The organism is Streptomyces sp. NPDC005004, assembly GCF_053600675.1.
This window is the reverse complement of sequence record NZ_JBSGAH010000008.1, coordinates 98,986-120,369: the sequence shown is the minus strand read 5'-3', so window position 1 is coordinate 120,369 and position 21,384 is coordinate 98,986. Positions and strand designations below refer to the sequence as shown.

The following is a 21,384-nucleotide window of genomic DNA, read 5'->3' as shown; positions in this document are numbered from 1 at the left end:
CCGCTGGTGGTGTGACGTAACACCGGCGCGATCGGCTCCCCCGCGAACGCGCGCGTCCCGCGCGCGGACGGCTTCCGCGCGCGGGACGGGAGGTGCTGGTGGTGCGGTTCAGCTCGTGGTGACGGCGGTGTCGTCCACGACGAAGCTGGTCTGCTGGGAGGAGTCCTCGACGCCGCTGAACTTCACGGTGACCGTCTGGCCCGCGAAGGACGACAGGTCGAAGGTCTTCTGCGCGTACCCGGAGGCGGCGTTGACGTTGGAGTACGTCGCCAGGGTGGTCGAACCGGCGGTCACGGTCAGCTTGTCGTACGCGGTGCTGCCCGTCTCGGCGGTGTCGATGTGCAGGTAGAAGGTGAAGCTGGCCCGGCAGCCGGCGGGGATCGTCACCGACTGGGAGAGCGTGTCGGTGTGGCTGGAGCCGTAGCCGTCGAGCCACGCCTTGTACGAACCGGCGTGCGCGGCCTCGCCGCTGTCGGTGTTGATGACCCCGCTGCTGGCGGTCCAGGTGGTGTTGCCGGACTCGAAGCCGGGGTTGCCGAGCAACTGCGCCGAGGTGCAGGTGCCGCCGCCCCCGCCACCGCCGCCGGAGGTGAAGGCGGCCGTGCCGTTGGGGGTGCCCCAGCCGGTCGGGCCGTCGTAACCGGCGCGCGCGGTGCAGAAGTACGAGGTGGAGCAGGAGCCGTTGCTGCCGCTGGTCACGTCGTTGAGGTTCGCGGTGTGGCTGTAGGGGTACTGCGCCGGGTAGTCCGTGGCGCCCGGGGTGCCCGCCAGCGCGTAGACGCCGGCGATGATCGGGGCGGAGGCGCTGGTGCCGCCGTAGACCGCCCAGCCGGAGCCGCCGTAGGTGTCGTAGACGGCGACGCCGGTGGCCGGGTCGGCGACGGCGGAGACGTCGGCCTCCATGCGCTTGGCGCAGCCGGTGTCGGTCTGCCAGGTGGGCTTCGGGTCGTAGGCGGAGCAGCCGGAGCCGGTGCCCTCGGTGGAGCTGGTGTGCCAGACGGACTCGCTCCAGCCGCGGGAGTTGGACGCGGTGGTGAGCGCGGTGCCGCCGACGGCGGTCACGTACTGCGAGGTCGCCGGGTACTCGGCGCCGTAGGCGGAGTCACCGGCGGAGACGGTGATCGCGACGCCCGGGTGCTTGAAGTACTGGGTGTCCTCGGTGGTCTGGGAGGACGCCTCGGAGCCGCCCCAGCTGTTGGAGACGAACTTGGCGCCCAGCGAGACGGCCTCGTTCTCGGCGATGCCGAGGTCGGTGTCGTTGGCGGAGTTGGCCTCGACCAGGATGATCTTGCAGTTGGGGCAGACCGCGCTGACCATGTCGAGGTCCAGCGCCTCCTCGCCCGCCCAGCCCTTGTCGCTGGTGGGCAGCGAGGTGGTGGAGCCGGTCTGGCTGACCTGCTTGAAGCAGCCGTTGGCCTTGGTGCAGGCGGACAGGCCGTAAGTGGAACGGTAGGTGCCCAGGTCGGCCTCGGCGTTGGGGTCGTTGTAGGCGTCGACCACGGCGACCGTCATGCCGGAACCGCCGGTGGAGGGCAGGTTGTAGGCGCTGTGCAGGTTGGCCGGGGAGAGGCCGGAGGGGGTGGCGGCGGCGACCGCGGAGGCGAGCCGCTGCTTGATGTCGGTGCGGCGCTGGGCGAAGCAGGAGGCGTGGCCGGGCTTCGCGGTGGCGCACAGGTGGGTGGTGGGGACCTTCTGGCCGGCCTTGCCGGTGGGGTGGAAGGTCTGCCGGTCCGGGTCGGTCAGCGCCTTGTGGTTCTGGGCGGTGTGCGAGGTGGCGTGGGACGTGGTCGGGGCGGCGGGGCCGGCCGAGGCCGTGGGGGCCGCGGTGAATCCGGCGACGGAGAGGGCGAGGGCGGGGAGGGCGACGGCGAGGAGTCGGGGAAGACTCCGTCTCCGCCCGCCGGTGCGTGACTCACGCATGGGGTACTGCCTCCATGGGGAAGTGGGGTTCTCGCACTGGATTGGCAGGCACGTGACGCGCGTAGCGGCGGCAGGGCGCGCGGTCATGAGCATGACACTCGCAGACGTCCGGCATGTCAGTGAACATGACATGACAGGTCGCGGGAGGAACGTAGCCTCGGGGCGCCGAGGCCCGGCAGTACCGCAGGGAATTCTTTGCCCCGCCATAGAAAGCGGTTGGCCCCCTCATAGGAGGGGGCTGACGCGATCTTGTGAGCTTCCCGGGTTTGACCGGAAGAAGCCTTGTGGCAGGTGGCCGGAGAGGGGTCAGGCCCAGAGCTGGCCGTGCAGGGCCTCGACCGCCTCTTCGGTGGTCGCGGCGGTGTAGACGCCGGTGGAGAGGTACTTCCAGCCGCCGTCGGCCACCACGAACACGATGTCCGCGCTCTCCCCCGCCTTGACCGCCTTGCGTCCGACCCCGATCGCCGCGTGCAGCACGGCGCCGGTGGAGACGCCCGCGAAGATGCCCTCCTGCTGGAGGAGTTCACGGGTACGGGCCACCGCGTCGGCCGAGCCGACGGAGAAGCGGGTGGTGAGCACCGAGGCGTCGTACAGCTCGGGCACGAAGCCCTCGTCGAGGTTGCGCAGGCCGTAGACGAGGTCGTCGTAGCGCGGTTCGGCGGCGACGATCTTGACGTCCGGCTTCTGCTCGCGCAGATAGCGGCCGACGCCCATCAGGGTGCCGGTGGTGCCGAGGCCCGCCACGAAGTGGGTGACCGAGGGCAGGTCGGCCAGGATCTCGGGGCCGGTGCCGGCGTAGTGGGCGCCCGCGTTGTCCGGGTTGCCGTACTGGTAGAGCATCACCCAGTCGGGGTGCTCGGCCGCCAGCTCCTTGGCCACGCGGACGGCGGTGTTGGAGCCGCCCGCCGCCGGGGAGGAGATGATCTCCGCGCCCCACATGGCCAGCAGGTCGCGCCGCTCCTGCGAGGTGTTCTCCGGCATCACGCACACCATCCGGTAGCCCTTGAGCCTGGCGGCCATGGCGAGCGAGATACCGGTGTTGCCGGAGGTGGGCTCCAGAATCGTGCAGCCCGGGGTGAGCCGGCCGTCCTTCTCCGCCTGCTCGATCATGTGCAGCGCGGGGCGGTCCTTGACCGAGCCGGTGGGGTTGCGGTCCTCGAGCTTGGCCCAGAGGCGGACGTCGGGGGACGGCGAGAGCCGCGGCAGGCGCACCAGAGGGGTGTCGCCCACCGCGGCCAGCGGGGAGTCGTAACGCATGAGGGACCGGTGCCCGATCAGACCATGCCGCCGGCGACCGCCGGCAGGATCGTGACCGTGTCGCCGTCGGCCAGCTTGCTGTCGATGCCGTCCACGAAGCGCACGTCCTCGTCGTTCAGGTAGACGTTCACGAACCGGCGCAACTGGCCGGCGTCGACCACCCGGTCCCGGATGCCCGCGTGCCGGGTCTCCAGGTCGGCGAACAGCTCGGCGAGGGTCTCCCCGGTGCCCTCGACCGCCTTCTGGCCGTCGGTGTACTGGCGGAGGATAGTGGGGATGCGGACCTCGATGGCCATGGTTGCGGGCTCCTGTCGGAAGGGGTCGTCGGGGCTGCGGGCTCGCTACGTCAACTGTGGACGTCGGCGGTGGGCCCACACCACGGTCAGAACCATGAGCTCATCGTATCGATTCCCGGACCGCCGCCCGGAAGGCGTTCCCACATGCCGGACATTTTCCGACCGCAGCATGAGATCAGTACGCCTCGACGACCTTGATCTCCTCTTCGGTGACCTCGCCGTCCAGGATGCGGAAGGAACGGAACTGGAAGTCGCCGAGGCCGTCGGCGTCCGCCGTGGAGACCAGGACGTAGTGGGCGCCGGGCTCGTTCGCGTAGCCGATGTCGGTGCGCGAGGGGTATGCCTCGGTCGCGGTGTGGGAGTGGTAGACGATCACCGGCTCCTCGTCGCGGTCGTCCATCTCCCGGTAGAGCTTGAGCAGGTCCTGCGAGTCGAACTCGTAGAACGTGGGCGAACGGGCCGCGTTCAGCATCGGGACGAAGCGCTCGGGGCGGCCGGTGCCCTCCGGCCCCGCGACCACGCCGCACGCCTCGTCGGGGTGGTCCGCACGGGCGTGGGCGACGATCTTGTCGTACAGGTCCTGGGTGATGGTCAGCATGGTCGCCAGGATAGGAGCATGGGCCGCCCCGTACCGAGGTGCGGTACGGGACGGCCCACATGGCGGACGCCCTGAGCGGCGGCCGGCGGGAGTGCCACGAGTACTCCCGACGGCCGGGCGTCCTGGATGGTCTTGCCGGTGGGGTCAGCCCACCTTCTCCAGAGCGGGTTCGTCGCGCTCCCCGGTCTGCGGCGTACGCGACTTCATGACGAACCAGCCGATGCCGAGGGCGACGGCCCAGACCGCCATCACGTAGAGGCAGACGCGGGAGTCGGCATCGTACGCGATCAAGCCCGTGACGAAGAGCAGGAAGGCGATGGCGATGTACGAGCACACCGCGCCGCCCGGAGCCGGGAAGGACGAGGCGGGCAGGCGGCCCGCGTCGACCGCGCGGCGGTAGAGCACGTGGCTGATCAGGATCATCAGCCAGGTCCAGATGCCCGCGGCGGTGGCGATGGAGGTGACGTAGCCGAACGCCTTCGCCGGGACGATGTAGTTCAGGACCACGCCGATGCCCATGAAGAGCACCGACACGGTGACGCCGAGCGCCGGGGTCTTGGAGGCCGACAGGCGGGAGAAGACCTTGGGGGCCTCGCCGCTGTCCGCCAGGTTGCGCAGCATCCGGCCCGTGGAGTACATGCCCGAGTTGCAGGAGGAGAGCGCGGCGGTCAGGACGACGAAGTTGACGACGCCCGCGCCGGCCGGGATGCCGATCTCCGCGAACGCCTTCACGAAGGGGCTGACGCCCGCCGAGAACTCGGTCCACTTGACCACGCACAGGATCACGGTCAGGGCGCCGACGTAGAAGAGGGCGATGCGCCAGGGCAGGGTGTTGATGGCCTTCGGCAGGGTCTTCTCGGGGTCCTCGGACTCGCCCGCGGTGACGCCGACCAGCTCGACGGCGAGGTAGGCGAACATGACGCCCTGGAGCGTCATCAGGGAGGAGCCGATGCCCTTGGGGAAGAAGCCGTCGAACTGGTAGAGGTTCGCGACCGAGGCGGTGTCGCCGGCGGCGCTGAAGCCGAAGGTCAGCACGCCGAGACCGATCACGATCATGCCGATCAGGGCCGTGACCTTGACCATGGAGAACCAGAACTCCAGCTCGCCGAAGAGCTTGACGGAGATCAGGTTGACGCCGAACAGGACCACCAGGAAGACCAGCGCCGTGACCCACTGCGGGACGGCCGGGAACCAGTAGTTGACGTAGATCGCGGCGGCCGTCAGCTCGGCCATGCCGGTGACGACCCACATCAGCCAGTACGTCCAGCCGGTGAAGTAACCGAAGAAGGGACCGAGGAACTCGCGCGAGTACTCGGCGAAGGAACCGGAGACCGGGCGGTAGAGCAGCAGCTCGCCCAGGGCCCGCATGATGAAGAAGATGATCGCGCCCGCGAGGGCGTACATGAGGATCAGGCTGGGACCGGCCTTGGCGATGTTCGCGCCGGCTCCCAGGAACAGGCCGACGCCGACCGCGCCGCCGATGGCGATCATCTGGACCTGGCGGCTGCCGAGTCCTCGCTCGTACCCCTCCTCAGGGGCTTCGGTGACCTTCTCAGAGGCCATGGTGGTGCGCCTTTCTCCATGCCGACCCGTGGCCGGTCAGCGGCCTCGGATCGGGTTTCGATCCCCCCGGAACTGATGGAGCTGGGCAGGTTGCGAGCCCGCCCTTGCCTGGCCGGCGGTCGCCGGCTCGGTGGCGCACCCGGTCGAACATGGGTGGTGTTCGCCGGGCGGTCGTGAAGATTTATCACGGCCGCAACAATGATCACAGGGGGCCCGTGTGGCGCATCACACAGGAAGAAGCGGACAAAGAGCGCATGAATGGGACAGACCAGGCCGCAACGGTGACGCGATCGTTATCCGGATTTGAGCGTCCTCTGAGCGAACGCCAAATCCGGCGAATCGTTACAAACGGCTACGGCAACAGGGTTATGGCGGCAGGATTCACGGCAGCAGGGTGGAGACGAGCGTCTCCTGGAGGCCGCCGAGCCAGAGGTAGGCCAGCACCATCGGCTTGCGCGGATCGTGGTCCGGGAGGTGGTAGAGCGGATCGGTGTCGTCCTCGTCGGTGATCTCCAGACGGGCGCCGATCGCGAGCCGGAGGTCATTGAGCGCGGTCAGCCACTGCCGGGACTCCTCGGGGGAGAGCTTCAGCACCGCCACACCCTCGTCGGCCGCTGCCGAGGCGGGGGCGTCCAGGGTGCGGATCACCGCGAGCGCGTTCTCCCGCTTGCCCGCGCGCAGGTCGTTCTCGGTGTAGCGGCGGAACTCGGCCGAGTGCTCCTGGCGTTCGGCGGCCTCCGCGGCGGTGTCCGGCTCCCGCTCGGGGTCGGTGTACGCGTCCGGGAAGAGCCGGCGCAGCACCGGGTCGGCCGGCGGCTCGCTCGGGCCCTCGGTGAACAGCCCGGCCAGCGGGTCGGCGGAGGCGTCCTCGGCGGGGCCGGGACCGATCAGCTCCAGGAGCTGCACGGCCAGGGACCGGATGATGGAGATCTCGACGTCGTCGAGCGCGACGGCCGCGCCGCCGCCGGGGAGCGGTTCGAAGTGTCCGGGCATGTGTCTGGGTTACTTCCGGTCCTGCTGGAGGGTGGCCCACAGGCCGTAGCCGTGCATCGCCTGCACGTCGCGTTCCATCTCCTCGCGCGTGCCGCTGGAGACGACCGCCCGGCCCTTGTGGTGGACGTCGAGCATGAGCTTGGTGGCCTTGTCCTTGGGATAGCCGAAGTACGTCTGGAAGACGTACGTCACATAGCTCATGAGGTTGACCGGGTCGTTGTGCACGATCGTGACCCAGGGGACGTCGGGCTCGGGTACGGCGAAGACCTCCTCCGCCGACTCGGTGCGTTCGATCTCTACGGGAGCGGGTGACGTCACACAGCAATGCTGCCACGTGGCCCAGAAATCGTCACACTGACGAAATGGGAGTACCATCGCTCCTCATGAACGCAGCGGACCTTGGGCTGCCGGTCGACGTCCCCTCGACGGCGCTCTTCACGGACCAGTACGAGCTGACCATGCTGCAGGCCGCCTTGCGGGCCGGAACGGCCGAGCGGCGCAGTGTGTTCGAGGTCTTCACCCGGCGGCTGCCCGACGGCCGCCGCTACGGAGTCGTCGCGGGCACCGGGCGGGTGCTGGACGCGGTGACGAACTTCCGTTTCGACCCGCCCATGCTCGACTTCCTGCGCGAGCGGGAGATCGTCGACACGGCGACCCTCGACTGGCTCGCGGACTACCGTTTCCAGGGCGACATCTGGGGCTACCCCGAGGGCGAGGTCTACTTCCCCGGCTCTCCGGTGCTGCGGGTCGAGGGCAGCTTCGCGGAGTGCGTGCTGCTGGAGACGGTGATCCTCTCGATCCTCAACCACGACTCGGCCATCGCGGCGGCCGCCTCCCGGATGTCCTCCGCCGCCGGTGACCGGCCGCTGATCGAGATGGGCGCCCGGCGCACGCACGAGCTGGCCGCCGTGGCCGCCGCCCGCGCCGCCTACATCGGCGGCTTCGCCACCACCTCCGACCTCGCGGCGGGCTTCCGCTACGGCATCCCGACCGTCGGCACCTCCGCGCACGCCTTCACCCTGCTCCACGACAACGAGCGGGACGCCTTCCGCGCCCAGGTCGACGCGCTCGGCCCGGGTACGACGCTGCTGGTGGACACCTACGACGTCGCCGAGGCGGTGCGTACGGCGGTGGAGGTGGCCGGGACCGATCTCGGCGCGGTGCGGATCGACTCCGGGGATCTGCTGCTGGTCGCACACCGGGTGCGGCGGCAGCTCGACGAGCTGGGGGCGACCAAGACGAAGATCGTCGTCACCTCGGACCTGGACGAGTACGCCATCGCCTCGCTGGCGGCGGCACCCGTGGACGCGTACGGCGTGGGTACCCAGCTCGTGACCGGTTCCGGGCATCCGACCTGCTCGATGGTCTACAAGCTGGTCGCGCGGGCCGAGTCCGCCGACCCCGCCGCGCCGCTGGTTCCGGTGGCGAAGAAGTCCAGCGGCGGCAAGACCTCCATCGGCGGCCGCAAGTGGGCGGCGCGGCGCCTGGACGCCTCGGGGATCGCGGAGGCAGAGGTCGTGGGCACGGGTCCGGTGCCGGACGAGCTGGCCGACCGGCAGTTGCTGGTCGAGCTGGTCAAGGGCGGCGAGGTGATCGCCCGCGAGCCGCTGGACGTGGCCCGCGACCGGCATAGCGCGGCCCGCGCGAACCTGCCGCTGTCGGCGACCCAGCTCTCCCGCGGGGAGCCGGTCCTTCCGACGGAGTACGTGCACCTGGGCTCGGGTAGCTAGGGGGTGTCCCGTCGATCAGCCCGGCGTGATCGGCGAGGCGCCCCCCGAAGCGGGACCGCCGTACGCCGACCACGCCCTCTCCCGCCGGAGCCCGGAAGTCTCTAGGCTCGATTCCTTGGACCCCACTCGAAGGACACCAGCATGCGCCGCGCCTTGATCGTCGTAGACGTGCAGAACGACTTCTGCGAGGGGGGCAGCCTCGCGGTGGCCGGGGGCGCCGACGTGGCCGCCGCCGTCACCGAGCTGATCGGCCAGGCGGCCGGCTCCGGCTACCGGCATGTGGTGGCCACCCGCGACCACCACATCGCCCCCGGCGGCCACTTCGCCGACAACCCCGACTACGTCCACTCCTGGCCCGCCCACTGCGTCGCCGGCACCGAGGGCGTCGGCTTCCACCCCAACTTCGCCCCCGCGGTCGCCTCCGGCGCGGTCGACGCGGTCTTCGACAAGGGTGCCTACTCCGCCGCCTACAGCGGCTTCGAGGGCGCCGACGAAAACGGCACGACGCTTGCCGAGTGGCTCCGCGAGCGGGGGGTGGAGGAAGTCGACGTGGTGGGCATCGCCACGGACCACTGCGTACGGGCCACCGCCCTGGACGCGGCACGGGAGGGCTTCCGAACCCACGTCCTCCTGGACCTGACGGCAGGCGTCTCCCAGGAGACAACGGACCGTGCCCTGGAGTCCCTCCGGGAAGCCGGAGTAAAACTGACGGGCAAGCCGGTGGTCAGCGGATGACGTGAACCTCCGGCAAGGGGGTGAGCCCGAGCCTCTCCCCCTCAAGGAGGCACCGCGCAAGCCCTCGCGCCCTCCCCCACCCCTCGTCCCCGCCCAGCGCCTCCAGGCTCCAGCGGTCGGGGTCGCCGCTCATCTCCCCAAACACGGCGTCGATCTTCCGCAGCCCGGCGAGGACGGCCTCACCGAAAACCCCCGCCGCCACCAGCCCGGGGGCGACGCCGGTGGCGTGTTCAAGATCCAGGGCGATCTCATCCGTCACCACGCCGTGGCTCCGCACCCATCCCACCTGCTCGTCGGCGGACGCGGCCACCAGCCGCAAGGCCCCGATCACGAAGCTCCTCATGACGCCCGACGGTACCGGCCCCACGGGTCGGGTGCGGGTGCAATGTGGCTGGTCGCGCAGTTCCCCGCGCCCCTGAGGCGGGACCAGTGACGCCGGTCAGCAGCAGCCCCTGTCGTCACTGGTCGCACCTGCCCGGCGGAGCCATGTGTCGGCCACAGGTCCGCTCCCCCGACGGAACTGGTCCGACCCAAGGGGCGCGGGGAACTGCGCGACCCGCCACGACGTGCCCGCACTCGGCAACGCACCTCGACTCGCGTGACAGTCTCGCCGCTCCACCTGGCGACCGGGGGGACTGTCCGACCCGAGGGGCGCGGGAACTGCGCGACCAGCCACCACGCTCCCGCACCCGCACCCCACACCCGGCAACGCACCTCACCGCCCCGGCAGGACCGCAGGTCGCAGTAGGGAGCGGATCGGGCGCCACAGGCCGGTGGCCGATGTGCCGTCCAGGGGGGTGGTGCGCCAGACCAGGCCGTCCGGATGGTGCAGGACCGCCGTGATCTCGTCCGGGGTGGGGGGCGCCGTGTTCCCCCGGAGGTACACCGCTCGGAGACCGAGGTTGCGGAGGCGCGTCAGCGCGCGGGCGCGATTGCGGGCGTGCACCAGGACGCGGACCCCGGCGGAGCCGTGCGGCAGGTTCAACGCCACCACCACCGTGCCGTTCGGCAGTCTGCTGAAGCCTCCTGCGGCCATGCGGTCACATCCCCGTTCCGTCCGGTGTCAATAAGCCGTCCACAGGACGCACCTAAACACGATCGGCGGCAACCCGCCAGGGGATTGCCGCCGATACGTCTGTGACCTGCGATGATGCGGACTACTTCACCGCGCGGCCGACCTCCAGCTCGATCGTCGAGCCGTCCGCCGCCTCCTTGGTGATCTTGATCTTGGTGTTGGTGTCAGTGATCTTGACGCCACCGGTGGGGTTCGCCGGGTCGTAGTAGGTGTTCGCGTGGTCGTTGAAGACCGACACCCCCTTCGACGCCTTGAACTTCGTCGCGACGTCACTCTTGTGCAGCGTGATCCCGTCCGTGCCGTAGAGGCTGAAGGGCGAGTCGTACGCCTGGATGCGGTTGCGCAGCAGCGTGCCGTCGGACCACTTCATCGCCGCCGGGTGCGAGTCGACCGGCAGGATCAGACCCGTACCGGGGTGCCCGTCCGCGGAGTTGGTGTTGTTGTCCGCCTGGGAGGTGTCCCACTTCCAGATCAACAGGCCGTTCTGGTACGGGTAGTGCTCCACCCAGCCCGGCTTCGAGGCGAAGCCGAAGTTGTACGGGCCGACCTTGAGGGTCTTGTCGTACGACTCGTACTGCCGGTTCTCCGCGATGTAGTACTGCGCGTAGTCCTTGGTGAAGGACGCCCCGATCCGGGAGAAGCCGTTGGCGGCCCAACCGGCGTCCGCCGACTCGGCGTTGTCGGAGAAGACGGCCGAACCGTCGGCGGTCACCGTGATCTCGTCGGCCGCGAAGCCCTTCAGCGCGACGCCGCCGTCCGTCTGGTAGCGGAAGCGCACCTGGATCTTCTGGCCCGCGTAGGCGTCCAGCGGGAACGACAGCTTCTTGTAGGCGTCCACCGTGCCGGTGAGCGCGGGCTTGCCGGAGCCGTCCTCCGGAATGGCCGCACCGTCCACCGTGCCGTTGATCGCGGTCCAGTTGGCGCCGCCGTCGGTGGACACCTCGGTGTAGAGGTAGTCGTAGCCGGCCTCGATGTCGTACCAGCCGTCCAGGCTCAGCGTGGCCGAGGACTTGCCCGTGAGGTCGACGGACCGGGTCAGCGTGTTCTTGAGGTCGTTGCCGCTGCCGCTCCACCACTGGCTCGCGCCCTGCGCCGGGGTGACCACCTCGGTGGTGACCGCCTTGTCGGGCAGCGAAACCACCAGCCCCTGACGGTACTTGGTGTTGTACTCGGCAAGACCCAGCTTGTGCCAGGAGGAGACGCCCGCCTTGGCGGTGTCGTAGGTCAGCCAGCCCAACTGCAGCTTGTCCCAGGCGTTCATGTCGCCGGGCAGGTCACCGATGGACTCCTTGCCGGTGCCGAGCCAGGAACCGGAGGACATCAGGGTCCAGAAACCGGTGGAGTTGTCGCCCCCGGCGGTGTCGTACTCGTCCGGCAGCCCGAGGTCGTGGCCGTACTCGTGGGCGAAGACGCCGAGTCCGCCGTTCTCCGGCTGGATGGTGTAGTCGCCGACCCAGATGCCGGTGTCACCGATCTGGGTGCCGCCGAGCTTGTTGTCGGCCGGACCCGTCGCGCCCGCGTCGGTGCCGAACGCGTACCAGCGGTGGGCCCAGATGGCGTCCTCGCCCTGCGCGCCGCCGCCCGCGGACTCGTCCTCACCGGCGTGCACGATCTGGAAGTGGTCGATGTAACCGTCGGGCTCGTTGAAGTTGCCGTCGCCGTCGTAGTCGTAGCGGTCCCACTGGTCGTACTTGGCCAGCTCCGCGTGGATCTCGGCCGCGGTGTCACCGGCGGCCTCGCGGTCGGCGACCCAGGCGTTGACGCCGTCCTGGACCGCGTACCAGGCACCGGTGGTGGCCTTGTTGGAGCCGTAACGGGCCTCGTTGTAAGGGACCTTGACCCAGTCGGTGACCTCGCCGTCGACCGAGTAGCGGCCCGAGGACTGCTTCTCGTAGTACTTCTTCAGCGACTCGGTGTCCTTGCCGGTGCCGAAGTAGAGGTCCTGGTAGTGCGCCTGGTTGTAGTCCTTCTGCCAGGCCGTGGAGTTGTCCTTCTTGCGGTCCGGCGCGGCGATCTGGTTGTGCAGCGGCCCGGGGGTGCCGCCGTACCGGGAGTCGGTCTTGTCGCCGAACTCCACCAGAATGGTGAAGATCTTGTCGGTCTTCTCCCGCCCCAGCTCGACGTACTTGCTGTCGCCCTTGCGGCTCTTGAGCTGGACGACCTTGGAGCCGTGGCGGTCCTGAAGCTTCGTCTTGCCCGCGATGAGCTGGGAGACCGCCTCCCGGTGCTGGGCCTGCCGGGTCTTGCTCAGCGGACCGTCGAGGTCGTGCTTCCGCTGGGCGACCGGCGCCGGGTCGTGCCGGTTCTCGGCCGCCGACCGGGGCGCCGCGCTCGCCTCCGCGACGGCGAACGTCACGAAGGTGGCGGAGGCCGCGGCGAGGGCTACACCTATCGCCGTGGTTCTGAACGTCCAGGATCTGCTGGTCACTTGATTTCCTCCCCCGCGCCGCGCACACGGCAGGAGGGTTCCGGTTCATGGAAGGTTCCGTGCGCGCACGATCAACGCGTGTAGTCAAGTGCCGTTATTTGACTAGAGGTTTAGAAGAAAAGACAGACCTTGACTTGTACAGGACAGGTGCACTATGCGGAGCGGGGGTCCGCTTTACGGACGGCGGCGCCCCACTCAACGGGCGCGTGCATCGCCCCAGTTGGCAGGGGGCATGACTCCGTGCGCCCCCTGTGCACCGGCGCCCTGGGCAAGGTCATGCTTACCCGGCGCGTGACTCGGGCATGGACGCGGGGAGAGTCCGATGGCACCCCCACATTCATCTTCCGAGGACACGATTGCCATGCCTCGTCCGACCACCGCACAGCTCGCCTACGGTTCCTGCACCGTGATCTTCTCCACCCTCGCCATGCTGCTGCTGTCACAGACGAGTTCCGGCCCCGGGATCGCCGTGATCGCCCTGGCCGCGCTCGCCCTCGGCGTCCTGGTGGCCATGACCGTGCCGCACCCCCGCCGGGCGCGCGCCGCTCACCCCGAGACCGCGCCGCAGAGCCTGGCCGCGCCCACGCGACTGGAGAGCGCGCGCCGCGAGCCGGTCGGGGCCTCGTCCGAGCCGGTGCGTGAACGGACGGCATCCTGAGGGCAGTTCGCGCCCTGCTTCGCACGCGTACGCGGAGGGGCGGACCGGGTGTGTCGCCCCGGCCCGCCCCTCCGCGTACGTGAGCGCCGCCCTGTGCCTGCCGTCGGCTACCGCGTGCTGACCACCACCGTCTTGGCCGCCTTGTCGTGCAGACCCTGCTTGTACGGGCGGTCGAAGTAGCTCCAGCCACCACAGATCGCGGTCCAGATGCAGGCGCAGCAGAAGGCGAACGGCAGCCACAGCACCAGGGCGCGGACCAGTGAGGTCTGCGGGGAGGGCGTGGAGCCGTTGTCCAGGTTGGCCACACGCATGTGGAACCACTTCATGCCGAGCGTCTGGCCGGTCCTGGCGATCAGGATCGTGTCGTAGGCGATGTAGAGGATCGCCGCGATGATCGACTGTGCGAAGGACTTCCCGGCGTTCATGCCCTGGCCGTTCACGTCGTACTGGTGCACCCCGAACGCCCAGGTCACCAGCCAGACGACGATACCGACCATGATCATGTCGAGGATGCGGGCGATGGTGCGCTTGCCGCTCTCGGCCAGCGGGGGCATACCGGCGAGGGGGTCGGCGGGGTAACCGGGACCGCCGGGCCCTCCGGGGCCGCCGTAGGGGCCACCGCCCTGACCGCCGTAAGGGCCCCCCTGACCGCCGTACGGACCGCCGCCGTGCGGGGCGTCGTACGGGTTGCCCGGGCCGTAGGGACTTCCGCCGGGCTGCTGCGGGCCGCCGGGGGGTGGGGGTGGCGGCTGACCGCCGGGTGGCTGCCGGCCGCCGTGCGGGGCGTCGTACGGCGAGCCCCACCCCTGCTCCGACGGGGGGCGCTTCCTCAGCGGATCGTCGTCGGGGGGCTGCGGGCCGGAGCCGGAGGGCGGTTCGCTGCTCATGGCCCGAGTGGACCGCGAACGCCCCGGCTCCGCATCCGGCGGGCGGCCGTACGGAGTACCGTCCGGCGCCCTCAGTCCGCCACGAAGGTGTGCGCCGCCTTGTCGTGCCAGCACTGGCGCCAGGGGCGGTCGAACAGCCCCCACAGCACGCCGATCGCCCCGATCCCGAGGAGTCCGGGCACGCAGTACACCAGCCAGCGGCGCAGCGCAGCCCCGAACGTCGGCGGCTCGTGCGCCTCGATGTCCCGCACCTGGAGCCCGACCAGCCGCTTGCCGAGGGTGCGGCCCCACTTCGCGGTGGGCAGCACCTCGTAGGCCACGCCGAAGAGGAGCAGTACGGCGAGGACGACGGCCAGGTACGTGCCGGTCGTGCCGTCGATCAGCCAGACGGTGACGGTACGGCCCGACAGCCGGGCCTCGTCGATCTTGTGCCGCAGGTGGTCCACGGTACGCACCCCGAGGGGTACGGCGGCGGCGGCCGTGACCGCGCCGACGAAGAGGCTGTCGATGAGCCGCGCGACCAGCCGTTTGCCGAGCCCCGCGGGCCGCCCCGCCGCCTGCCGCCGGGCAGCGGCGAGGAACGGGTCCTCCACCACCGGCTTCCACGGCGCGACCGTCTGTTCCTCCCCTCCCCCGGCCAGCTGATGCACCTGCTGAGCCCACGACGCCTGCCCGCCTCCGGCGTTCCGCGCGACGGGATCGGGCGCGGTGGGACCACCCATCTGCCCGCTCCGCGCCCCGGGCACGACGGCCCCGAACCCACCGGGCACACCTGGGGCACCCGGCGGGGTGACGACGTTGAAGCCCAGGGCGGCCGCGCCTTCGGCACCGGGACGGCCACCGGCCCCGGCAGGGGCCTGCGCACCGGGGAGGTTCCCGGCATGGGCGGGACCGAAGCCACCGGCGCCCGCGGCGGGACTCTGAGCACCGTGCGGGCTTCCTGCCTCGGCGGGAGCCCGCCCACCGGGACGGCTGTCGGTTCCGCCCCGGCCCTGCGCACCGGGAGCGCCGACGGCGCCGAACCCACCGGCCGCACCCTGCGCTTCGGGTCCGGATGCGGCAGGGCCGTTCGCCCCGCCAGGAGGGCCGGCCGGAGCCCAGCTCCCGGGCTCCTGACCTCCCGCCGCGGGAGCACCGTCGCCCCCGCCGGAGGCATCCCCCTGCCGAGCGGCGAACTGGCCGCCCGACGCCACGGGCACCCCCTCGCCCGGTCCCCGCGCCCCCGGGACTCCCCCGCCGACCGGCCCCTGCGGAGCCGCTCCGAACCCGGAGCCGTCCGCCCCCTGGGGACCGCCCTGCGCGAAGGGAGCCGCATCCGCCCCCGGCACCGAACCGTCGCCGCCCGCACCGAACCCTGACGCCCCCTGAACCGGCGGGGCCCCCGGCCCCGGCGTGGGCCGACGGCTCAGGAACGTGTCCGCCACAGGCGCGTCCGTGTCCCACGCGGGGCTGCCCGTGGGCGGCTCCTCGTCGAAGAAGTGGGGCCCCGTGTCCTCGACCACCGCGGGGCTGGCGGCGCGGCCCATGGGCGGGGCGAGCGGCTCGCCGTCGGCCGGGGCGGGACGGCTGGTGCCGGGCATCCAGGCCGTGCCGTTCCAGTAGCGGACGTAACCGGGAATGGACGGGTCCGGGTAGTAGCCCTCACGGGGCCTGTCGTCACCGTGGGCCGGCGTAGGGGCGCTCATGTCCGTCCCGTATCTGCTCGGAGGTGGGATAGGAACCCCCACATCTATCAGACCCGCGCATCCGGCACCGCCAGTCCGGCCGGACCCACCCTTTCCGGGCGATGCCGGACCTCTGCGCGAGGGAGCGGGGGAAGCGGGAAGCGGGGAAGGGGGGAAGGGGGGAAGCGCGGAAACAGGGAAGCGGGAAAAAAACTTCCCGGAAGTCGCGTAATGGCGGAGCCTCTGCTCCCTCTCCCTTCCCGTGGGCCCGCCGAGGAGGCCCCGGTGAGAGAGGAAACGCAGGTCATGGAGCACACGGTGGTGGAACGGGAACTGGAGCTCAAGCTCATCCTTTCGCCCGAGCGGAGCATCCCCGTCCCGGCGCGGCTGAGCTACCGCTCGGACGACCCGTACGCGATCCACGTCACGTTCCACATCAACTCCGACTTCCCCGTCAACTGGACGTTCGCCCGCGAACTGTTGGTGGAGGGCGTGTTCCGGCCCTGCGGGCACGGGGACGTGCGGGTGTGGCCGACGAAGGTGAACGGCCGCAGTGTCGTGCTGATGGCGCTCAGTTCGCCGGACGGCGACGCCCTGCTCGAGGCTCCGACGCCGCAGGTCTCGGCGTGGCTGGAGCGGACGCTGCGGGTGGTGGCGCCGGGTGCCGAGGCGGAGCAGTTGGGGATCGACGCCGCGCTCGACCAGTTGCTCGCCAGGTGAACGGCCCGGCACCCGGAGGGCGTTCAGAAGAGCTTGCCGGGGTTGAGGATGCCGAGCGGATCGAAGACCTGCTTCACCGCGCGCTGCATCTCGATCCCGACGGGCCCGATCTCCCGCGCCAGCCACTCCTTCTTCAGCACCCCCACCCCGTGTTCCCCGGTGATGGTGCCGCCGAGTTCGAGCCCGAGCGCCATGATCTCGTCGAAGGACTCGCGGGCGCGGCGGGACTCGTCGGGGTCGAGGGCGTCGAAGCAGACGGTGGGGTGGGTGTTGCCGTCGCCCGCGTGCGCGCAGAGCCCGATGGTGAGGTCGTACTTGGCGGCGATCCGCTCGACGCCGGCGAGCATCTCGCCGAGCCGGGAGCGGGGCACGCACACGTCGTCGATCATCGTCGTGCCCTTGACCGCCTCCAGCGCGGTCAGCGAGAGCCGCCGGGCCTGGAGGAGGAGTTCGGACTCGGCGGCGTCCTCGGCGGGCACCACCTGGGTGGCACCCGACTCCTCGCACAGCGCGCCGAGGGCGGCGAGGTCGGCGGCGGGGTCCGGGGTGTCGAAGGCGGCCAGCAGCAGCGCCTCGGTGGTCTCGGGCAGCCCCATGCGGGCGAAGTCGTTGACCGCCTTGACGGTCGTACGGTCCATCAGCTCCAGCAGGGACGGCACATGGCCGCCCGCCATGATCCGGCACACCGCGTCGCAGGCGTCGGCCGCCGAGGCGAACTCGGCGGCCAGCACCAGTTGCGCGGGCGGCTTGGGGCGCAGGCCGAGCACGGCCCGTACGACGATGCCGAGCGAGCCCTCGGAGCCGACGAACAGCCGGGTGAGGTCGTACCCGGCGACGCCCTTGGCGGTGCGGCGCCCGGTGGACATGAGCCGGCCGTCGGCGAGGACGACGTCGAGGCCGAGGACGTACTCGGCGGTGACCCCGTACTTGACGCAGCACAGCCCGCCCGAGGCGGTGCCGATGTTCCCGCCGATGGTGCAGGTCTCCCAGCTGGAGGGGTCCGGCGGGTAGTACAGGCCGTGGTCGCCGACGGCGCGGGAGAGCGTGGCGTTGACGACGCCGGGCTCGACGACGGCGACCCGGTCCACGGGGTTGATCTCCAGGATGCGGTCCATCTTCGTGAGGGACAGCACGATGCAGCCCTCGGAGGCGTTGGCCGCGCCGGAGAGCCCGGTGCGCGCCCCCTGCGGGACGACCGGCACGCGCAGCTCGGTGGCGGTGCGCATGACGTGCTGGACCTGTTCGACGGTGCGGGGCAGCACGACGACGGCGGGCGTCCCGGCCGGGCAGAAGCTCGCCATGTCGTTGGCGTAGGAGACGGTCACCTCGGGGTCGGTCAGCACGGCCTCGGCGGGCAGACCCGCGAGGAGCCGGTCGGTGAGGCTGCCGACGGTCACGGCGTCGTCGTCGCGGGGCGCTTCGATACGGCTCATGATCCGAGCGTCGCACTCGGGGCCATCGGTGTGAACCCCGCACGCGCCGCCCTTGAGCCACCCGGAGGCGCTTGTCGTATTGGCGCACAGTTGCCGCATGGAGAAGCGACAGTACGGGCACGCCGGTCCCGGTACGTCCCCGGTGGCCGAGTCCGCGCCGCGCCGTCCCCGGCGGTGGCCCCGGCGGCTGCTGGCCGTCGCGCTGGTGAGCGGGGCGGCGGCGGGCGCCGTCCTTGCTCTGCCGTCCCCCGGACCCCAGCCGCGCGAGCAGCGTCCCCCGTCCCCGGCACCGGCGCCGGACCTCCGGGCGAGGGCGCTGACGGCGGTCACCACCGGGCTGCCGGCCGCGCTGCCCCAGCTCACGGAGCTGATCGCACGGCAGGAGAGCGTGGTGCGGCAGCGGCCGACCGACGCGGCGGCCTGGGCGGCGCTGGGCGCGGCGTACGTGGCGCGGGGGCGGCAGACGGCCGACGCGGCGGACTTCCCGAAGGCGGAGCGGGCGCTGAACAGCTCGCTCCGGGTGAAGAGCACCGGGAACGCGGAGGCGCTCGGCGCGCTCACGGCGCTGGCCAACGCGCGCCGGGACTTCCCGGCGGCGAAGCGGTACGGCGAGCAGGCGCTGAAGCTGACGCCGAAGCGCTGGTCGGCGTATCCGCCGCTGATCGACGCGTACAACGGGCTCGGTGACTACACCGGGGCCCGCCGCACCCTCGACAAGCTGATGGCGCTGCGCACCTCCCCGGCCGAGCGGCCCGCCGTGATGGCGCGGGCGGCCGCCGTCTACCGGGACCGGGGCTGGCGCGAGGACGCGGTGGCGCAGTTGACGGACGCGGCGGCTGCCGCCGGTACGCCCGCCGAGCGGGCGGCCTGGCTGGCCGGGGTCGGGCAGCTGGCCTGGGAGCGGGGCGACCGGGACGACGCGCTGCGGCACTTCGAGGCGGCCCTGCGGCTCGATCCGGCGCAGGGCACGGCGGTGACGGGCCGGGCGCGGACGCTGGCCGCGCTGGGCCGCACGGACCAGGCGCTGACCGCGTACCGGGATGCCCTGGCCAAGCAGCCCGATCCCGGGACCGCCCTGGAGTTCGGGGAGTTGTACGAGTCGCTGGGCCGCACGCGGGACGCCGGGAAGCAGTACGCGGCGGTACGGACGCTGGCCGAGCGGGGCGCCTCCGGCGGGGTGGACGAGGAGCTGGTGCTCGGGCGTCTGGAGGCGGACCACGGCGATCCGGACGAGGCGGTGACCCGGCTGCGCGCGGAGTGGAAGCGCCAGCCCGGCATCGAGGTGGCGGACGCGCTGGGCTGGGCGCTGCACCGGGCGGGCGACGAGGAGGAGGCGCTGAAGTACGCCACCGTCGCGACCGACAAGGCGAAGGGCGGTGGGGTGCGCAGCGCGTCGCACGCCTTCCACCGGGGCATGATCGAGCGGGAGTTGGGGCATGTCGGGCCCGCCCGGCGGCAGTTGTCGGACGCGCTCCTGGTGAACCCGTACTTCTCGCCGGTGTGGGCGCCCAAGGCGCGGCGGGCGGTGGCGGGGCTGGGCGATCCGGAGGACGGGACGCTGCCGGAGGACGCGCTGTAGCGCGCTGTGGGGGCGCCGGTCGCTCGCAGCGTTGGGCGCCCCCCACTCGCCTACAGGTTGCCGCGCTTGGCCTGCTCTCGCTCGATCGCCTCGAACAGGGCCTTGAAGTTGCCCTTGCCGAAGCCCATCGAGCCGTGGCGCTCGATGAGTTCGAAGAAGACGGTCGGCTTGTCCTGGACCGGCTTGGTGAAGATCTGCAGCAGATAGCCGTCCTCGTCGCGGTCGGCGAGGATCTTCAGCTCGTGCAGGGTCTCGATCGGCACGCGGGTGTCGCCGACCCACTCGCCGAGGGTGTCGTAGTAGGAGTCCGGGGTGTCGAGGAACTGGACTCCGGCCGCGCGCATGGTGCGGACGGTGCGCACGATGTCGTTGGTGTTCAGCGCGATGTGCTGGACGCCCGCGCCGCCGTAGAACTCCAGGTACTCGTCGATCTGGGACTTCTTCTTGCCGACGGCGGGCTCGTTGATCGGGAACTTGACCTTGAGGGTGCCGTCCGCGACCACCTTGGACATCAGCGCGCTGTACTCGGTGGCGATGTCGTCGCCCACGAACTCCTTCATGTTCGTGAAGCCCATGACCTTGTTGTAGAACTCCACCCACTCGTTCATGCGGCCGAGTTCGACGTTGCCGACGCAGTGGTCCACGGCCTGGAAGGTGCGCTGGGCGGGGGGCGCGACGATGGGCTCGGCGGCGGCGTACCCGGGCAGGTACGGGCCGTCGTAGCCGGAGCGCTCGACCAGGGTGTGGCGGGTCTCGCCGTAGGTGGAGATGGCGGCGAGGACGACGGTGCCGTTCTCGTCCTTCACCTCGTACGGCTCGGCCAGCGGGCGGGCGCCGTGCTCGACGGCGTAGGCGAAGGCGGCACGGGCGTCCGGGACCTCGATGGCGAGGTCGACGACGCCGTCACCGTGCTCGGCGACGTGCCGGGCGAGGAACTCGCCCCACGGGGTGCTGGGCTTGATCACCGAGGTGAGCACGAAGCGGGCGGAGCCGCTCTCCAGGACGTAACTCGCGGTCTCCCGGCTGCCGTTCTCCGGTCCGGAGTAGGCGACCAGGGTCATGCCGAAGGCGGTGGAGTAGTAGTGCGCGGCCTGCTTGGCGTTGCCCACGGCGAAGACGACCGCGTCCATTCCCTTGACCGGGAAGGGGTCGGCCTGCCGGGCGGTGTCGGGAGTCTGGTGTGTGGTCTGCGTCATAGCCGAAGGGTGGCTCCGGTCCGCAAGGTGCGCAATAGTTCGCGTAGTGACTGGGCAGTCTGTTCAGCCGTACGGCCGTACCGGCGGGCTTTCTGTACAGGATGACCATCCCGGGAGGGCGTCGTGGCGATCGATCAACTGGACGGCCGGATCATCGTGCTGCTTGCCGAGGAACCGCGCATCGGCGTGCTGGAGATGTCCCGCCGCCTCGGGGTGGCCCGGGGTACGGCGCAGGCGCGGCTCGACCGGCTGCGGGCGGGCGGGGTGATCCGCGGCTTCGGTCCGCAGGTGGACCCGGCGGCCCTCGGCTACCCGGTCACGGCCTTCGCGACGCTCCAGATCCGCCAGGGCCGGGGGCCGGACGTACGGGCCCACTTGTCGGGCGTGCCGGAGGTGCTGGAGCTGCTGACCACGACGGGCACCGGCGACATGCTCTGCCGCCTGGTCGCCCGCTCCAACGCCGACCTCCAGCGTGTGATCGACCGGGTGGTGGGGTTCGAGGGGATCGAGCGGGCGTCGACGACGATCGTGATGGAGACACCGGTGCCGCTGCGGATCATCCCACTGGTGGAGCAGGCGGCGGGGGAGACTCCCTAGGGAGCCCGCGAAGACCGGGAAGGCGCCGCCCTGGGCCGGTCTGACCATTCCCGTC

At 71.1% G+C, this 21,384-nt stretch carries 20 protein-coding genes and 1 pseudogene; 6 read left to right on the top strand and 15 right to left on the bottom strand.

Going from position 1 to position 21,384, the window contains the following annotated elements:
* Window positions 1-108: 108 nt before the first annotated feature.
* From ACWEEU_RS13515 to clpS, 7 genes are all read right to left on the bottom strand, one after another.
* Window positions 109-1,920: a hypothetical protein gene (locus ACWEEU_RS13515; protein ID WP_385745255.1), complete on the bottom strand. Its 1,812-nt coding sequence runs from the start codon at window positions 1,918-1,920 to the stop codon at window positions 109-111.
* 306 nt (window positions 1,921-2,226) lie between these two features.
* Window positions 2,227-3,177, bottom strand: a complete 951-nt coding sequence (locus ACWEEU_RS13510; RefSeq protein WP_451731747.1) for a PLP-dependent cysteine synthase family protein — start codon at window positions 3,175-3,177, stop codon at window positions 2,227-2,229.
* Window positions 3,178-3,194: 17 nt separating this feature from the next.
* Window positions 3,195-3,473 carry a MoaD/ThiS family protein gene (locus ACWEEU_RS13505; RefSeq protein ID WP_385745251.1) on the bottom strand — a complete coding sequence of 93 codons (279 nt, stop codon included), beginning with the start codon at window positions 3,471-3,473 and terminating at the stop codon, window positions 3,195-3,197.
* A 175-nt stretch (window positions 3,474-3,648) separates the two neighbouring features.
* The gene (locus ACWEEU_RS13500; RefSeq protein ID WP_451731744.1) at window positions 3,649-4,071 is read right to left on the bottom strand and encodes a Mov34/MPN/PAD-1 family protein; all 423 of its coding nucleotides are present in this window, start codon (window positions 4,069-4,071) and stop codon (window positions 3,649-3,651) included.
* A 144-nt stretch (window positions 4,072-4,215) separates the two neighbouring features.
* Window positions 4,216-5,634, bottom strand: coding sequence for an amino acid permease (locus tag ACWEEU_RS13495; protein WP_451731741.1), 1,419 nt, complete (start codon window positions 5,632-5,634; stop codon window positions 4,216-4,218).
* A 381-nt stretch (window positions 5,635-6,015) separates the two neighbouring features.
* Window positions 6,016-6,627 (bottom strand): DUF2017 domain-containing protein, encoded by a 612-nt coding sequence (locus ACWEEU_RS13490; protein WP_385745245.1) that lies wholly within the window; start codon window positions 6,625-6,627, stop codon window positions 6,016-6,018.
* A gap of 9 nt (window positions 6,628-6,636) precedes the next feature.
* Window positions 6,637-7,002, bottom strand: a complete 366-nt coding sequence (gene clpS / locus ACWEEU_RS13485) for an ATP-dependent Clp protease adapter ClpS (protein WP_451731738.1) — start codon at window positions 7,000-7,002, stop codon at window positions 6,637-6,639.
* 8 nt (window positions 7,003-7,010) lie between these two features.
* Between clpS and ACWEEU_RS13480 the strand changes: the two genes are divergently transcribed.
* Together ACWEEU_RS13480 and ACWEEU_RS13475 are read left to right on the top strand one after the other, a co-directional pair.
* The gene (locus tag ACWEEU_RS13480) at window positions 7,011-8,357 is read left to right on the top strand and encodes a nicotinate phosphoribosyltransferase (protein WP_385745241.1); all 1,347 of its coding nucleotides are present in this window, start codon (window positions 7,011-7,013) and stop codon (window positions 8,355-8,357) included.
* 141 nt (window positions 8,358-8,498) lie between these two features.
* Window positions 8,499-9,092, top strand: a complete 594-nt coding sequence (locus ACWEEU_RS13475) for an isochorismatase family protein (protein WP_385745239.1) — start codon at window positions 8,499-8,501, stop codon at window positions 9,090-9,092.
* Here ACWEEU_RS13475 and ACWEEU_RS13470 read toward each other — a convergent pair.
* The 3 genes from ACWEEU_RS13470 to ACWEEU_RS13460 all read right to left on the bottom strand — a co-directional run bounded on the left by ACWEEU_RS13470 (window position 9,082) and on the right by ACWEEU_RS13460 (window position 12,595).
* On the bottom strand, window positions 9,082-9,435 hold the full coding sequence (locus ACWEEU_RS13470) for a hypothetical protein (protein ID WP_451731733.1): 354 nt from the start codon (window positions 9,433-9,435) through the stop codon (window positions 9,082-9,084). The two genes, ACWEEU_RS13475 and ACWEEU_RS13470, sit on opposite strands and share 11 nt — an antisense overlap.
* A 372-nt stretch (window positions 9,436-9,807) precedes the next feature.
* Entirely contained in the window at window positions 9,808-10,128 is a 321-nt protein-coding gene (locus ACWEEU_RS13465; RefSeq protein WP_385745235.1) for a hypothetical protein, read from the bottom strand.
* A gap of 121 nt (window positions 10,129-10,249) precedes the next feature.
* The gene (locus tag ACWEEU_RS13460) at window positions 10,250-12,595 is read right to left on the bottom strand and encodes an immune inhibitor A domain-containing protein (RefSeq protein ID WP_451731729.1); all 2,346 of its coding nucleotides are present in this window, start codon (window positions 12,593-12,595) and stop codon (window positions 10,250-10,252) included.
* A gap of 361 nt (window positions 12,596-12,956) precedes the next feature.
* On the opposite strand from ACWEEU_RS13460, the gene ACWEEU_RS13455 reads away from it, so the two are divergent.
* On the top strand, window positions 12,957-13,253 hold the full coding sequence (locus ACWEEU_RS13455) for a hypothetical protein (protein WP_385745231.1): 297 nt from the start codon (window positions 12,957-12,959) through the stop codon (window positions 13,251-13,253).
* 107 nt (window positions 13,254-13,360) lie between these two features.
* Here the strand turns inward: ACWEEU_RS13455 and ACWEEU_RS13450 are convergent, their stop codons facing one another.
* The 3 genes and pseudogenes from ACWEEU_RS13450 to ACWEEU_RS13440 all read right to left on the bottom strand — a co-directional run.
* Complete coding sequence (locus ACWEEU_RS13450) at window positions 13,361-14,140, bottom strand: RDD family protein (RefSeq protein WP_385745229.1); 780 nt, start codon at window positions 14,138-14,140, stop codon at window positions 13,361-13,363.
* A gap of 71 nt (window positions 14,141-14,211) precedes the next feature.
* Complete coding sequence (locus ACWEEU_RS13445; RefSeq protein ID WP_385745278.1) at window positions 14,212-14,862, bottom strand: RDD family protein; 651 nt, start codon at window positions 14,860-14,862, stop codon at window positions 14,212-14,214.
* A gap of 867 nt (window positions 14,863-15,729) precedes the next feature.
* Window positions 15,730-15,825: pseudogene (locus ACWEEU_RS13440) on the bottom strand (DUF2510 domain-containing protein); the annotation flags it as partial.
* 285 nt (window positions 15,826-16,110) lie between these two features.
* Between ACWEEU_RS13440 and ACWEEU_RS13435 the strand changes: the two are divergent.
* The gene (locus ACWEEU_RS13435) at window positions 16,111-16,524 is read left to right on the top strand and encodes an SsgA family sporulation/cell division regulator (protein WP_199585872.1); all 414 of its coding nucleotides are present in this window, start codon (window positions 16,111-16,113) and stop codon (window positions 16,522-16,524) included.
* 23 nt (window positions 16,525-16,547) lie between these two features.
* Here the strand turns inward: ACWEEU_RS13435 and ACWEEU_RS13430 are convergent, their stop codons facing one another.
* On the bottom strand, window positions 16,548-17,957 hold the full coding sequence (locus ACWEEU_RS13430) for an FAD-binding oxidoreductase (RefSeq protein WP_451731725.1): 1,410 nt from the start codon (window positions 17,955-17,957) through the stop codon (window positions 16,548-16,550).
* Window positions 17,958-18,054: 97 nt separating this feature from the next.
* Between ACWEEU_RS13430 and ACWEEU_RS13425 the strand changes: the two genes are divergently transcribed.
* Window positions 18,055-19,536, top strand: a complete 1,482-nt coding sequence (locus ACWEEU_RS13425; protein ID WP_451731722.1) for a tetratricopeptide repeat protein — start codon at window positions 18,055-18,057, stop codon at window positions 19,534-19,536.
* 50 nt (window positions 19,537-19,586) lie between these two features.
* Here ACWEEU_RS13425 and hppD read toward each other — a convergent pair whose 3' ends face one another.
* Window positions 19,587-20,732: a 4-hydroxyphenylpyruvate dioxygenase gene (gene hppD, locus ACWEEU_RS13420; protein WP_451731719.1), complete on the bottom strand. Its 1,146-nt coding sequence runs from the start codon at window positions 20,730-20,732 to the stop codon at window positions 19,587-19,589.
* A 123-nt stretch (window positions 20,733-20,855) separates the two neighbouring features.
* Between hppD and ACWEEU_RS13415 the strand changes: the two genes are divergently transcribed.
* Entirely contained in the window at window positions 20,856-21,329 is a 474-nt protein-coding gene (locus ACWEEU_RS13415) for an Lrp/AsnC family transcriptional regulator (protein WP_451731716.1), read from the top strand.
* Window positions 21,330-21,384: the final 55 nt, after the last annotated feature.

Coding starts and splice junctions, on each gene's coding strand:
- ACWEEU_RS13470 (WP_451731733.1), bottom strand. CDS start 9,435: ATGAGGAGCTTCGTGATCGGGGCCTTGCGGCTGGTGGCCGCGTCCGCC.
- ACWEEU_RS13450 (WP_385745229.1), bottom strand. CDS start 14,140: ATGAGCAGCGAACCGCCCTCCGGCTCCGGCCCGCAGCCCCCCGACGAC.
- ACWEEU_RS13430 (WP_451731725.1), bottom strand. CDS start 17,957: ATGAGCCGTATCGAAGCGCCCCGCGACGACGACGCCGTGACCGTCGGC.
- ACWEEU_RS13475 (WP_385745239.1), top strand. CDS start 8,499: ATGCGCCGCGCCTTGATCGTCGTAGACGTGCAGAACGACTTCTGCGAG.
- hppD (WP_451731719.1), bottom strand. CDS start 20,732: ATGACGCAGACCACACACCAGACTCCCGACACCGCCCGGCAGGCCGAC.
- ACWEEU_RS13505 (WP_385745251.1), bottom strand. CDS start 3,473: ATGGCCATCGAGGTCCGCATCCCCACTATCCTCCGCCAGTACACCGAC.
- ACWEEU_RS13435 (WP_199585872.1), top strand. CDS start 16,111: ATGGAGCACACGGTGGTGGAACGGGAACTGGAGCTCAAGCTCATCCTT.
- ACWEEU_RS13500 (WP_451731744.1), bottom strand. CDS start 4,071: ATGCTGACCATCACCCAGGACCTGTACGACAAGATCGTCGCCCACGCC.
- ACWEEU_RS13515 (WP_385745255.1), bottom strand. CDS start 1,920: ATGCGTGAGTCACGCACCGGCGGGCGGAGACGGAGTCTTCCCCGACTC.
- ACWEEU_RS13480 (WP_385745241.1), top strand. CDS start 7,011: ATGAACGCAGCGGACCTTGGGCTGCCGGTCGACGTCCCCTCGACGGCG.
- ACWEEU_RS13465 (WP_385745235.1), bottom strand. CDS start 10,128: ATGGCCGCAGGAGGCTTCAGCAGACTGCCGAACGGCACGGTGGTGGTG.
- ACWEEU_RS13495 (WP_451731741.1), bottom strand. CDS start 5,634: ATGGCCTCTGAGAAGGTCACCGAAGCCCCTGAGGAGGGGTACGAGCGA.
- ACWEEU_RS13455 (WP_385745231.1), top strand. CDS start 12,957: ATGCCTCGTCCGACCACCGCACAGCTCGCCTACGGTTCCTGCACCGTG.
- clpS (WP_451731738.1), bottom strand. CDS start 7,002: ATGGTACTCCCATTTCGTCAGTGTGACGATTTCTGGGCCACGTGGCAG.
- ACWEEU_RS13490 (WP_385745245.1), bottom strand. CDS start 6,627: ATGCCCGGACACTTCGAACCGCTCCCCGGCGGCGGCGCGGCCGTCGCG.
- ACWEEU_RS13510 (WP_451731747.1), bottom strand. CDS start 3,177: ATGCGTTACGACTCCCCGCTGGCCGCGGTGGGCGACACCCCTCTGGTG.
- ACWEEU_RS13445 (WP_385745278.1), bottom strand. CDS start 14,862: ATGGGTGGTCCCACCGCGCCCGATCCCGTCGCGCGGAACGCCGGAGGC.
- ACWEEU_RS13425 (WP_451731722.1), top strand. CDS start 18,055: ATGGAGAAGCGACAGTACGGGCACGCCGGTCCCGGTACGTCCCCGGTG.